The 13,424-nt window shown below is 38.4% G+C and carries 15 protein-coding genes; 1 reads left to right on the top strand and 14 read right to left on the bottom strand.

Translation table 11 applies throughout. The features are described from left to right. Window positions 1–21: 21 nt before the first annotated feature. The 5 genes from PHC76_RS03340 to pgaB form a co-directional block, all read right to left on the bottom strand. Complete coding sequence (locus tag PHC76_RS03340; RefSeq protein ID WP_299972338.1) at window positions 22–657, bottom strand: hypothetical protein; 636 nt, start codon at window positions 655–657, stop codon at window positions 22–24. Then, window positions 654–1,235 carry a YigZ family protein gene (locus PHC76_RS03335; protein WP_299972336.1) on the bottom strand — a complete coding sequence of 194 codons (582 nt, stop codon included), beginning with the start codon at window positions 1,233–1,235 and terminating at the stop codon, window positions 654–656. Before PHC76_RS03335 ends, PHC76_RS03340 begins: the two co-directional genes overlap by 4 nt. Window positions 1,236–1,399: 164 nt before the next feature. Next, window positions 1,400–1,846 (bottom strand): poly-beta-1,6-N-acetyl-D-glucosamine biosynthesis protein PgaD, encoded by a 447-nt coding sequence (gene pgaD / locus PHC76_RS03330; protein ID WP_299972335.1) that lies wholly within the window; start codon window positions 1,844–1,846, stop codon window positions 1,400–1,402. A 4-nt stretch (window positions 1,847–1,850) separates the two neighbouring features. Beyond that, entirely contained in the window at window positions 1,851–3,140 is a 1,290-nt protein-coding gene (pgaC, locus tag PHC76_RS03325) for a poly-beta-1,6-N-acetyl-D-glucosamine synthase (RefSeq protein ID WP_299972333.1), read from the bottom strand. A 12-nt stretch (window positions 3,141–3,152) separates the two neighbouring features. Further along, window positions 3,153–5,099 (bottom strand): poly-beta-1,6-N-acetyl-D-glucosamine N-deacetylase PgaB, encoded by a 1,947-nt coding sequence (pgaB, locus tag PHC76_RS03320; protein ID WP_299972331.1) that lies wholly within the window; start codon window positions 5,097–5,099, stop codon window positions 3,153–3,155. A 158-nt stretch (window positions 5,100–5,257) separates the two neighbouring features. Here pgaB and mutY point away from each other — a divergent pair, with 158 nt between their 5' ends. Then, complete coding sequence (mutY, locus tag PHC76_RS03315; protein ID WP_299972329.1) at window positions 5,258–6,211, top strand: A/G-specific adenine glycosylase; 954 nt, start codon at window positions 5,258–5,260, stop codon at window positions 6,209–6,211. Here the strand turns inward: mutY and PHC76_RS03310 are convergent. The 9 genes from PHC76_RS03310 to tolB all read right to left on the bottom strand — a co-directional run bounded on the left by PHC76_RS03310 (window position 6,192) and on the right by tolB (window position 13,423). Then, window positions 6,192–6,923, bottom strand: a complete 732-nt coding sequence (locus tag PHC76_RS03310) for an ATP-binding protein (RefSeq protein ID WP_299972327.1) — start codon at window positions 6,921–6,923, stop codon at window positions 6,192–6,194. The genes mutY and PHC76_RS03310 overlap by 20 nt on opposite strands. 16 nt (window positions 6,924–6,939) lie before the next feature. Next, a complete protein-coding gene (locus tag PHC76_RS03305) occupies window positions 6,940–7,632 on the bottom strand; it encodes a 5'-methylthioadenosine/adenosylhomocysteine nucleosidase (RefSeq protein ID WP_299972326.1) in 693 nt (230 codons plus the stop codon). A 10-nt stretch (window positions 7,633–7,642) separates the two neighbouring features. Continuing rightward, window positions 7,643–8,401 (bottom strand): nitrilase-related carbon-nitrogen hydrolase, encoded by a 759-nt coding sequence (locus PHC76_RS03300; protein ID WP_299972324.1) that lies wholly within the window; start codon window positions 8,399–8,401, stop codon window positions 7,643–7,645. After that, the gene (gene fabD / locus PHC76_RS03295; RefSeq protein ID WP_299972322.1) at window positions 8,398–9,333 is read right to left on the bottom strand and encodes an ACP S-malonyltransferase; all 936 of its coding nucleotides are present in this window, start codon (window positions 9,331–9,333) and stop codon (window positions 8,398–8,400) included. The genes PHC76_RS03300 and fabD overlap by 4 nt, the downstream gene beginning before the upstream one ends. Window positions 9,334–9,335: 2 nt before the next feature. Further along, complete coding sequence (locus tag PHC76_RS03290; RefSeq protein ID WP_299972321.1) at window positions 9,336–10,127, bottom strand: helix-turn-helix domain-containing protein; 792 nt, start codon at window positions 10,125–10,127, stop codon at window positions 9,336–9,338. Then, complete coding sequence (locus PHC76_RS03285) at window positions 10,090–10,611, bottom strand: peptidylprolyl isomerase (RefSeq protein ID WP_299972320.1); 522 nt, start codon at window positions 10,609–10,611, stop codon at window positions 10,090–10,092. Before PHC76_RS03285 ends, PHC76_RS03290 begins: the two co-directional genes overlap by 38 nt. A 75-nt stretch (window positions 10,612–10,686) precedes the next feature. Then, the gene (locus PHC76_RS03280; RefSeq protein ID WP_299972318.1) at window positions 10,687–11,547 is read right to left on the bottom strand and encodes a tetratricopeptide repeat protein; all 861 of its coding nucleotides are present in this window, start codon (window positions 11,545–11,547) and stop codon (window positions 10,687–10,689) included. Continuing rightward, window positions 11,548–12,141, bottom strand: a complete 594-nt coding sequence (locus tag PHC76_RS03275; protein ID WP_299972316.1) for an OmpA family protein — start codon at window positions 12,139–12,141, stop codon at window positions 11,548–11,550. A 52-nt stretch (window positions 12,142–12,193) separates the two neighbouring features. Continuing rightward, on the bottom strand, window positions 12,194–13,423 hold the full coding sequence (gene tolB, locus PHC76_RS03270) for a Tol-Pal system protein TolB (protein ID WP_299972314.1): 1,230 nt from the start codon (window positions 13,421–13,423) through the stop codon (window positions 12,194–12,196). Between the last annotated feature and the right edge of the window lies 1 nt (window position 13,424).

Raw genomic sequence — 13,424 nt, 5'->3', positions numbered from 1 at the left:
TAATCATATCGTACTCTTAAATTAACTTTTGTTTACATGGTATTCTACTTGATCTAAAGGAATCTCCTTTTTTTCAACAATATCATAAATACCATCAATTTCTCGTTCTTCTATCTTATTATACTGACCAATATAACCTTGGTTTGTGGCTGTTTCTGCAACATAATAACGTTTGTCATGAATCATAAAATAGGAGAGTGGACCTTTTAGTTGTTCTTCATTTTTTAAATGTATTGCGAGATAAGCGTGATCTTTTGTCGTAATAAAAATAGATTGTTGATCCATTTCAAGCAAGAGTGTTGCTAATAAAAAAGATTTTTCGTCACAATCTCCACCATTTTGGTTGATAACATCGGAGGGAGTACGACTTACATTGCTCTCTTTATAAGGAATTTTCACGACATATTGATATGCGTGATTGATTTCACAATAATTATCACCGTTACAATTTTTCGATAACATATCCGCAATCGGTTTCATCTCATTGTTTTGATAAACATCGTATTTAAAAAAACGGTCATGAATTTTTACACGTCCTGTTCGATCACAATACTCTTGATCGGTTTCGAGAGGGACTTGTGAGCGGTGATAAATCCCAAATGCGATGATAGTCGCAATAGAATAGAGTGCAACTCTATAGATAATAGCTTTCTTCATACATCAATCCTTCGTATACATCTTCCAAGTACAACTATAAGTTGATTTAAATCATACTCCGTCCCCTCAATCTCAAAAATAGCTCCTATCTCACCAAATACCTTAGAGAGTATTCGAATATTTTTTTGGGTACACTCATATTCGACCATCGATACATTGGAGTAATTACATTCAATTTTTTGGATAAAAAGTTTTTCATACGGCAACAGCTGTGCTTGTGCATATGCTGCATTTGCCGCTTCCGCATACGCTCTCACCAATCCTCCGGGTCCTAATTTCGTCCCGCCAAAATAGCGTACCGTAATAATAGCCACATTGATTAGCTCATGTCCTTGCAACACACTCAATGTCGGTTTTCCTGATGTCCCTTTGGGTTCACCATCATCACCAGCGTGTTCCACAATTTGATCAAACTCATTTAGATAACGAAATGCACTGACAAAATGGACTGCTTTGGGATGATGCATACGTAAATATTCCATCTGCACTTCATACTGTGACATCGGTATCAAAAACGAAATGAATTTTGACCCTTTTATCTCAATCGAATCAGAGAATATTTCACCTATACTTACCATTAGTTTTCATCCTACTCCATTACTTTTATACACTATAATCTATTAATTATATTAAAAAATAACAGATGACTAAAATTTAATCACTATTTGAACATAAAATTTGTTATACTTTTCCAATGAGACTTTGGGTCTGCCAATGAGGGCGGGTAATACCAAAGTGCTCATTATCCTTCGTTATTTTTTTGAATATCAGCCGACAAATGGATAATATGCCCATGATCATCATGGTATACTGTAACCAATTGGCTATTTACACCCTGCTCCAACTCTGTATCGTCTAGATTAAAATACTCAGAATAATCACTTGAATGATAAATCAAATGTTCACTTGGAGCTTGATGGTGATTTAGCCTAGAGAGTATAAACAATACAATAGGTGTTCCAATCAGCATATAGAGCGCATGCTCAAACGTAACACTATGAATTTCACCATAGATCCAATCGGCCAACTCTTCCGCAGGGGCACCTAATGTAATAATACGATAAAATATATGAAATACCGGCTTCCATAAATAAATAAATCCGCCCCAAAGTAAAAGTGTAATGATGTCCCATATGATCCGTTTAGCTTTAGGTAGTTCTCGGCGTTTATTAATAATCAATGTTTCCATTCTCTTAGCCCTTTTTAATCTGCTGATGTGCACCACGATCAGGGCTGACCCATCTCGCACGACCTTTTTTACCAAACAGTACTTTTGGAAGAGCGGTTACAGCGGTAAATAAATTAAGGAGCCAATAGGCGAACGGATACCAAATCATCCAAAAATAATTTTTCCCTAAACCTTTATCATAATGACCGTCCAACCATTTACTCACACCAAATTGAACTAAACATGCACCGATGAGAATCACACTGGTTTGATCCGGTAAGATAGGGGAATGATCCGGCATTAAATATCCAACATAAAAAAATAAACTTAAAAACCAAACGGCAAATATAAATACCATACTATACGCCCATAATGTACTCAGCATGAGTTCAACCATCAGCCCCCAAAGATGTGTTTGTCTTGGCATAAACAAAACTTTGAAGTTTTTTAACATTACTTGAGCACCACCCATAGCCCAACGCAATCGCTGTTTCCATAATCCGCTCAATGTCTCCGGCATCAAAATCCATACAAGCGCACGCGGTTCAAAGCGAACATCCCAACCATTGCTTTGAAGCTTCCACGTAATATCGATATCTTCGGTCAACATATCGGGGCTCCAATACCCCACCTCGTGAACTGCTGCTTTTCTAAAACCGGTAATAACTCCTGATACGGTAAAAATTCGTCCAAAACTACGCTGTGCACGTTTAATCATACCGACGATTGAAGAGAATTCCCCTACCTGAATCTTCCCTAATAATGTAGTACGGTTCCGTATTCGTGGATTTCCCGTAACGGCGGCAACTTCAGGATAGCGGATAAAATGTTTCACCATCCAATACAGACAATACTCATCTATCAAAGCATCGCCATCAATACCTATTAAATACTCATATTTCGCTACCAGTGCACCTGCTTGAAGTCCTAACGCTTTCCCCTGATTGGCGGCTAAATTGACCACTTTCAATTTCGGATTAGTTTTTGCCAACTCTAACAATATCTCTAAAGTATTATCTTTACTACCATCATTAATCGCAATAACTTCAAATTCAGGATATTTTACATTAAGGGCATAAGTAATTGTTTCAACTGCGTTTTCTCCTTCATTGTAACACGGGATCAAAATACTTACCCCCGGCCAACTTTCATCATCTCTTAGTGGAGGTATTGTGTATTTGAGCAAAGGTTTTTCATTTTTAAAATAAAAAAAGATTGCCCCTACAATCCATAAACTTGACATAAACAGTGGATAATAAAATACAAACCCTAAAACGGTATGCCATAATAAATGTAAAAAAATTGTAAGAGTCATTACGATCCTTGCTTACTTATTCGGTATTAACGGATGCATACGCATCGGTTTATTAGCAAAATCTTCTTTTATTCTATCGGCATCAGGATTGTTTTTATACAAATTATCAGGATAATACGCGATATGATGGACACCTAAATCGTATAAATGCTCTATTGTTTTGCTCAATTCATCAGAAGAGATAGGCTCACTATCCTTTCTCCAATCGACCGTTTGTAATTCCATTACCGTACGCTCCATCCCACACTCTTCTTGCTTAATATTGTGAACTATTTTTTCATAAAACTCTTTAGGATCACTCGCTTGTTCCATATACGGCATTGCCATAATAGCGGTGTAATCGTAATGCTTAATAGATTCACGTAAGCTTTGAGCATACCACTCTTGTGCATCTTTATTAAGTGCAACTTGTGCATATAGATTTCGTGCAGTTTTTAACCCAGGCTGTTCGTCTCTAACAATCTGAGCGAGTTCCATTGCAAAAGCGTCCAAATAATCTGTTTTGAGTTTTGTCCATTTTTGAAACTGTTTTTTGTTATTTCGAATGGCTGTAACAGTTTGCGATAATCCCCATTTTTTATATTGGGCGTGGGCAGCGTCACTATCATCTTCAAAATCAGACAGTGTGACATCATCATGAAATAATATCCCGTCAATATAAGAGGATTTAGCTAAATCTTCATAAATCTCTTTAATCACTTTTCGTGCTTTTGGCGAAAATGGAGACAATCTCGGATATCCCATATTTAGATGAGTCGGATCGACTTGCATTGTCACAACAGTATCTTTGACCGCCGAATTCTTTTGAGGCAACTGCCATGCAATCATCGGCATCCACGCATAAATACGCTTCACTTGTGTACGGGTTCCAATTTGCCAAGAAACGCGATTAAACAAATCAGCGCGCATAGGTATATTTCGATTCGGAAAATAGACATAATCTGCCGCACCGTTAGCATCAGGATCGGCAAACGCTTGCAAATAAATCGTGTTAACACCCAATCTTTTTATCCGTTCAAGCAAATCACCCAAATTTTTCTCTTGTTGAATCGGATTGGGATCATAAATATAATCCAAATCTATATGAGCCGCTTTGGTCGTTCTGGCATCATCGGTATAATTGGCATTTCGAACCAACATATTTACCTCTAAATCCTTAAGAGTCATTTTACCCTCAACCAAGATACGACGTAATCCCCACAACGGTGTAATCGCAGTATTACTTCCATCATCCAAAGTTAATCCAACACTCATCCCTAAGCGCTCCGCAATGCGTCGCACCTCTTTGTTATAATGTCCATACGGCCAAACCATAACACGGGGCTTTTCTCCGGTATAATTCTTTAAAAACTTATTATTTTCTGCTAAATCGTTGTATATCCGTTTTTCATACGTTTTTTCATCTTCGTACACTTGTTTATCACTTAACCATTGACGGGTTCGTATTGCCGGTTCCATATTACCTTGAGGATTGCCCATTATCCCTTTATGCGTTGCGTATGAATGGCTAGCAACCTCTACTAAGCCACTGGCTACCATCTCTTTAATCTCTTTTTGGCTCAAAAACTCACTGCGCGGAATAATATTCCCGCTAAAATCCACTTTATCTTCTTTTTGTAACCAACTGCCAACCAATGCAATGACACTAGGAATTTTATATTTTTTGAGTATTGGATACGCATTAACATACACAGAATGATACCCATCATCAAAACTAATTAGAACTGCTTTTGATGGTAATGCTTTACCGTGTTTTCTATAATTTAGAATATCATCAACATTAATAAAATGATATCCATTCTCTATTAACCAACGCATCTGTTCTTCAAAATGAACTGGATTTACTGCATAAGTTGAATCGAGAGTTTGCGTTTTATCGGCAATTTCATGATAGCTTAGAATGGTAAACTCGTTTGGATTTAAATCTCTACTGCATTTATTAGGCAAATCATGTGCCATAAGATAACTGCTTGAAACGACTAGGAATGCCAAAATAAACTTTACTATAGGTTTAGACATCAATCAGGGTGCTCACTTTATGAAAGTTAATCGGATATTATACATTAGCTCTTCTGAATATGCTATCTGTATATTGCGTATTAGGATACAATTTCGTTATGTATGAAGAAGCGCATCAATCTCTTTTGATTTGGTATCACCAAAACGGTCGTCACGATTTGCCATGGCGGACAACTGATAATCCTTACCATATTTATTTGAGTGAAATAATGCTCCAACAAACGCAAGTAAAAACAGTGCTAGAACGATATTATTTCCAATTTTTGGAAAAATTCCCTACTTATAAAGATGTTGCCCAATCCGATATCGATGATATTTTAAAAGCTTGGGAAGGACTTGGCTACTACACCCGTGCACGCAATCTCCACAATGCCGCACGTCAATGCAATGGAAAACTCCCAACAACCGCGCATGATTTGATGCAACTTAGTGGTATCGGACGCTCTACTGCTCATGCAATAGCTGCTTTTGCTTACCGCGAACCGTTACCGATTCTCGATGCCAATGTCAAACGGATACTGCACCGCTATTTTGCCCTCTCAGAACGGAATGAAAAAAAACTGTGGGAATATGCTTATCAGCTCTTTGATAGTACTCATCCTTTTGAATACAATCAAGCGATGATGGATTTAGGGAGTTTAGTATGCACTCACAAACAACCGTTATGCGACAATTGCCCTTTGGAAAATAGTTGCCAGGGGAAATCAACCCCCCTCCTCTATCCTGAACCTAAAACCAAACAAACAAAACCCATACGGTATCGCTCGATTATCATCTATCAACGAGATAAACAATATGCCCTAACACAACGAACAAACCGTTTTTTATCAGGGCTTTGGGGTTTTTATGAGACATCGGAAAATGTTACAGGAGATTTTTTAGGTTCAATTACACAACACTACAGCCACTTTACACTCGACGCAAAGGTATATCTCAGTAGTGACCCGTTTGAAGATGAATTTTTTGATTGGTTTAGTTTGGAAGAGATAACCACCCTATCACTCAGCAGAGCTGATTATAAAGTAGTTGAATTTATAACGAAAATCTCGTAGGATCAAAAAACGCATCGTCACTGATATGACCGAATGCAGAGTTAATAGAGACAAAGATATCGGGATATTTTTGCTCCATCTCAAAGAGCATTGTTTTCATACTGGCACGAGCATGGGGCATTTTGACATCGAAACGCATCGATGGGCACGCTTCATCACCGATAGTCGGCATTTCATTATCGAGAGCACACGCACTGAGTTGACGCTCACGCAACTGAATCAACGGACGAATCACAATCAACCCGTTGCCCGCTTTGTATTTGGGGGCAAGTGAGCGCATATGACCGTTATAAATCAGATTCATAAAAAAGCTCTCTGCCGCATCATCGAGATGGTGACCCAAGGCTACTTTATTGCACCCATGCTCTAACGCGGCACTGTAGAGTGCTCCACGACGCATACGGGAAAAGAAACTGCAAAACGAGGAGTTAGCCCGTATTTTATCACCGGCTATCTCGTAAGTATTGGTCTCATGCACATGGTGAGGAATCCCATGTTGGGCACAATGCTCTATGAGTGCCGATAAATCTTCTCCCATTCCATAGGTTACCGTTACGGCAAGTAGTTCAAATTTAAAAGGGGCACGACGTTGCTGCTCTCTGAGGGCATGAATCATGGTGAGTGAATCTTTACCACCACTTAATCCGACGAGGATTTTATCACCCTCTTCGATGAGATTAAATGCTGCATTGGTTTGGCCCATACGCCGCATGATTTTACGACTAATTTTAATCGCCAAGACGTTTTACCATCTCTAAAATAAATGTAGCACTCACTTGAGCAGAACTTTGCAGGAAAGTATCGAAATCGATATCGGCTGAGCCATCAGCACTGTCGCTAATCGCCCGTAAAACAAAAAATGGGATACCGAAGTTATGACATACGCACGCCACACTCGCACCTTCCATCTCTAACGCATCAGCATTAAACGTTTTTGCTATCCACTCTTTACGTTCACTGGAAGCTACAAACTGATCCCCAGTCGCGATAATCCCCTCATAAAGCTCTATCCCCATATCAACCGCAACTTCGGAAGCGAGAGAGCGAAGGTTGCCATCGGTTTCAATCATTACAGAACCCTCAGGGATAAACCCATACGGATGACCGAATGCAACGATATCGACATCATGCTGGCACAATTCACTTGCCATAATCAAATCACCGATTTTAAGCTCTTTAGAGATACCTCCTGCAACACCGCTAAAAAGGAGATGGGTTGCACCGAAACGCTCTATCATCACCGATGCGGTAATTGCTGAAAAGACTTTACCGATTTTTGAATAGGCGATAACACACTCATGCCCCGCATAGCTACACTCGTAAAAAATATTTCCGGCATATTCCGTGGTAGAGTATTCTCCGACAGTGGCTAAAATCGGGTCGATTTCTTCACGCATTGCCCCCATAATTGCTATTTTCATTATTGATTCCTTAGGTATTTTTTCCAATATAACGGGCTAGTTTTTGGAGTGAATGGTTTAACTCAACTTGCTTTGCTTCTGTTTTAAAAAGGGAAAGCTGATGTTCTACAATCCCAGCAGGGGTAATAACACGACTTCCTCCCCAAAAACCTAGTCCATCTTCAAAACCGACACGATTGACAAAAATAACATACGCTTTAGTAAGTAACGCAAGAGATTTTAACAACGCATCCCATTGAGCTTCAATTATAAGACCATTATCACCAAAATCACGTGCTGGAGAGGCTGCCATAACGTAGATTACATCAACATCGAGGGTGGAAAGCTTAGCAAAACTTTCCCCCCTCCACACATCTTCGCACACTACCATAACGGCATTTCCATAAGTTGTTTTAAAACTTACGATCTCTTCACCGGCTGCAAAATAGCGTCCCTCTTCAAACATTCCATAGGTTGGAAGATGATTTTTATGATGCGTGTGAACTAACTTGCCACCGCTAAAATAGAGAGCACTGTTATAAACACTTCCCCCATCCCATAAAGCTGCCCCAATGGCGATATCACACCGATTGCTTAACTGCGCCAACGGTTCCAATTCATCACTATTCCACGCATCTTCAAAAAGTTTATCTTGAAGCATATAGCCACTAAGCGCAAGTTCAGGAAAAACAACCACATCAGCATGTGCATTAGCCTCAATCAAAGCAATCACATCAGAGAGGTTAGAACGACTTAGTTTCGGCGATGATTGGATGAGGGCTACATTCATGAGAGTGCTTCACAAACCTTTGCCAATGTTTCCATATCCGACACATTCATGGTCTCAATATCAGGAACAATTTTTTTGTTTAATCCTTTGAGAACCGAACCGTTACCAAACTCAATCATCATCTCTACTTCTGAAGCAATAGATTCAATCGATTGTTTGTATTTAACAGGCTGAATCAATTGTACTTTAAGCCACTCTATCGCTTCTTTTTTGGTAGCGTATTTCTCCATTGAAGCATTAGAGACAATAGGGGCACTAAAACTCTCTCCCACCATATTCTCCATCGCTTCACCCAATGGTTCCATTGCACTGGCTAAGAGAGGACAATGACTCGCTATCGACATATTGAGAAGCATCGCACGTTTTGCACCTGCTTCTTTAAAGAGACTCTCCATAGCTTGCAAATCTTCTTTAATCCCCGCTACGACAAGTTGTCCTGTTTGATTATAATTCGCCGGCCAAACTCGTTTTCCCTCAGTGTTAGCAGATAGACAAATCTCTTCAACTTTTGCATCATCCAACCCCAAAATAACCATCATCCCCGCACTGATCCCCTCACACGCTTGCTGCATTAACAAGCCGCGTTTATGGACAAGCTCTACCGCATCCACATAATCAATAGCACCGCTTGCACACAAAGCACTCAACTCACCTAAAGAATGCCCTAGAAACAAAGTTGCGTTAGTTGGACGAGCTTCTTGAAACAATGTATACGCAATAATAGAAATAAGCAAAATAGCGGGTTGAGTATAGGCTGTTTCATTAATTTGTTCATTCTCTTCAAATAATAACTTTGAAAAATCAACACCGATACGTTCTCCTGCACGTTCAAACATGGAACGTGCTTTCTCACTGTTTTCGTAAAATGATTTTCCCATTCCGATGGTTTGTGATCCTTGCCCCGGAAAAATCATTGCTATTTTTTTTGACATCTTTATTCCTTAAGTTCTAAGTTATATTCTGCATGATCTGAGATTTTTTTACGTAATGTATTTCGATTAAGCCCTAATCTATCTGCTAACTGTAATTGGGATTTGAATTTTTTAATCCCTGCTCGTATAAGTGGCACTTCAAAAAGATGTAAAAACTTTCTATAGTCGTTATTACTTCCCATTCTGGAAAATAAAAAATTTTCCATTACATCCATCAAATTATTTTCTTCTATACCGCTTAGCAAGCAGTGTAAATAAATTTGACGACGTAGTGATATAGCATTTTCACTCACATCATGACGAATATTTTCTATATTTTTAAACTCTATTTTTCCAAACGTTATCGCTGCTTCTTGAACAAAAAGTTCACTTAAAAGTGCTATATCTTCAAGACGTTCTCGTAATGGAGGGATTAAAAATCGGATACTAAAAATATTTTCGAGTTGCTCTGATGTATAGCGAAAACCGCCGGTGGCAATAACCCGTGTTTTGGTTCTGTTTAAAGTCTCTTCAAAACGTTTTAAATTAGCAATATCATCCAATCGGTGAATAATAATCGTATCGTATTTTTCCAATGCATTTAAAAGTTCATCAAAATGTTGACCATCTATAACAGGAGCAGAGGGCAAAATAGTGCGCGCGAGAGTGAGTTTTCCAGTCCCTCGTTCACCCATAATCATGGCATTGACCGATAGACCTTTTAACAAATTAGCAGTTTTTAATGCCTCATGCGAGGCATTTGAGGCAGTTAAAAAATTAGTGACATCCACAACCGTGATTACCACCGCTTCCACAACATCCGGATTCTTCCATTTTATTCTCAGCAGGAATACCGCTCATAGCTTCCTCAACCGATGCATCACGTACATTGTTAATGGTTACAGTAAACATCAAGTCTTTGCCAGCAAGTGGGTGATTGAAGTCGATAATAACGTTATCATCTTTAATATCTTTAACCGTTACTTGAACTGTTCCACCATCTTCACCTTGACCGTATAATGTCATACCAACATTTAAATCAATCCCTGCAAATTGTTCACGTGGAAGTTCTTGTTGAGCATCTTCATTATAATCGCCATATGCATCAGCAGCTTTTACAAGAACATCCCCTTTTTCACCAATACTCATGTGAGCGATACCGTTTTCTAAGCCAGGGATAATTTGCCCTTTTCCAAACATAAATACCAATGGGTGTCCGCCTACATTACTGTCTACTACTGTTGCTCCATCGCGTACTTCATACTCGATCGAAACGATCTGATTTGCTTCAATTGCCATATCATTGTCCTTGTTTTTTTAATCACTGGGATTTTAGCACATTTTGCTCTGCTTTGGCTGAAAAGAGAGAAATAGCTATTTTAGCTTAGCCAATTTCTCTTTTGCAGTTGTTGCAGCACCCGATCCTGAAAATTTTGAAACGGTTGCGTTGTAAAATGCTTTTGCACTCGCTATATCACCATTTGCTTCCATCGACATCCCCGTATGCAAAAGGAGTGTCGGCATATACAATGCCTTTTCATTTTGTGCTGCACTTTGCTTATAGTACCCAATTGCATCTTTGTACTTTTTACGTTCAAAATAACATTCACCTATCCAAAACGTTGCATCAGAAACTTTATACTTCTTCTGTACCATCATTTCATAATAGGATTGTGCTTCATCGTATTTTTTTTGATCGAAAAGATTTTTAGCTTCTTTCTCCATCGCAGGGTTGTCAAGCTTTTTTGGTGCACTTGAAACAGAAACCTTAAGTTCTTTCATCAATGCAGAAAATTCTTCCTTACTGACATACGAAGTGTTAATCGCATCTACTGTGCTGGAAAGTTCTTCCAATACTGTTTTTAATTGGACAATATTAGCTTCATTAGTGCTATTTTGCTTTGACAATGCATCCAAAAGAGCTGATTGATTATTATCACTTACTACTGTACTCAGATTACTAATGGCAATTTTTTGTTCATTGACCGACTGTGATAATCCTTCAATAATACCTTGCATACCATCAAGACGCTCACTAACCGATTCTACTTTAGCAGTTTGAAGATTGTTTTTGTGTGCAATTCCCTCAATCTCTTTTTTATTTTCTTGAATCAATTTTTCTTCATGAGTTAAGCCATAAGGATTGGGGTTATTCAAATCACCAGCACCAAAAGCCGATGGCTCTGATGCAAGTAGGTAGGAGCAAAAAAGAGGGAATAGTACTAAAAATCGCATTTATTGAAGTTTAAGATCAACACGACGATTTTTTGCCCAACACTCTTGGGTTTTTTCACTACATGCCGGATTGCCTTCACCTAAACTGGTCATACTGATTGAATCAGCGCTTAGTCCACTATTAACAAGAGCAGTTTTTACACTGTTTGCACGTTTAAGACCAAGAGCAAAATTGTATTCATCACTACCAAATTCATCACAATTACCTTCAAGTTTGACGGTTTTGTTTTTTGTCAATGCAGCATTTGTTTTCATTGCTTCTTGCATATCATTACGAATATCAAATTTATCATAATCAAAATAGATACTTGCTACCCCTTTAGCACCATCGACCATAGCACCTGAATTACCATTGACGTTGCTATTTACATTTGTATCGGTTGCATTTGCATTTGTAACCGGAGCAATTACAGCTGATTTATCCGTACTAGAGACTGATGCAGGTGTACTATTTGCTGCTGTTTGTGTTTGACTATTAGTACCACTACTTAAAGTACTTCCATTAGCAGTTGCATCGATTGTTGGTTCCTTAGTAGAACATCCGCTAAATACCAATAATGCCAAAACCCCGCTCAGATACGCAATACGTTTCATTATGAAACTCCTTATGATTTTTATAATTGGAATTATACCAAAAAAATGTTAATCACCAATCTATTGATTGTATTCTCCCTACATGAAGAGGAAATGTAAAGCTTTTATTTAATCCTAATCGTATAATCCCCAATAAACTTTGCGATCCCTCTTGTTTAATATGCAACAATGCCTCTCCGTCATACGAAAAACGAGGATAATCATTATCTCCGCTACTCGTCAAACGTCGGAGTGAATTTGAATTCAAATTCATAAGGTACAGATTAAATCCATTCTCTTCACGAGTTTTATACGCTAATAAATTGCGGTAGGTTGTACATGATGAGTTATTTTTTCCTCCAAAAACCAATTGAGTAATCGCATTTCCATCTATTTTTTTTGAAAAAATATTTGGATTTCCATAACGGTTTGAGACAAAAGCGATCGTATCATTCCCCATAAACTGCCCATTCACATCAATTCCTGAGTAATCTGTGATCTTTGTTTTTGTATGAGAAACCAAATCATACAAATAAATATCGGGCTGACCGTTAGGGGCTAAAGTGAGTAACAACTGCTGAGCATTTTCACTGACATCCGAACATACCGCCATCCCATCCGATGAGATGATAGGCTGCTTTTGAGCTGTTGCTAAATTAGCTTTATAAATAGTCGGTTTAAAATCACCTAAAGAAGTATAATAAAAATCGGTTTGCTCACGGTTTGCCCATTTTGCAAAACCATACATCCCTCCGCTCAAAATTACTTTTTGATACGAAAGGGTATAATCTGCCGCCACAATTTCGGAACGTTTAGCACCACTGAGACGAACTAATAACACTTTTCGTTTCATCCACTCTAATGGTGTCCCCCCCATTTTTGCATTTATATCATAAGCAATAGAGTGCGATAGAAAAACAACCATCTCACGTTGTTTAAGGTAGTACGTTTTTGAAAAAAGTTCTAAACCGTTTTGAAGCAACTTAACATCACTTTTATATCCTCCACTTCCATCATCAGATAAACGATAACGGAGGACAAAAGCTGCATTTTTATGAGAGGTTGCAGGTTCAAATTTTTCATACGATTGCAATGCATATGAATCATCCACATCAAAAAGAGAAACGACTTTCATATCTGCACTCAACATTTTATGAAACTTTTGATCAGAATCTATTCCACCAAGACTTCCATCTTCTATGACAAGCTTTGCCAGCGTTCCAACATTTTTAGTCACTTCAAGAGTCGTATCTACCCCAAAAAGTGTTACACTCCAAATAACTAATATAATCCAATAACGCATT

The sequence above is a fragment of the Sulfuricurvum sp. genome (assembly GCF_028710345.1).
GTDB lineage: Bacteria > Campylobacterota > Campylobacteria > Campylobacterales > Sulfurimonadaceae > Sulfuricurvum.
Note: the sequence above shows the minus strand (reverse complement) of the source record. Positions and strands in the feature narration are given on the sequence as shown.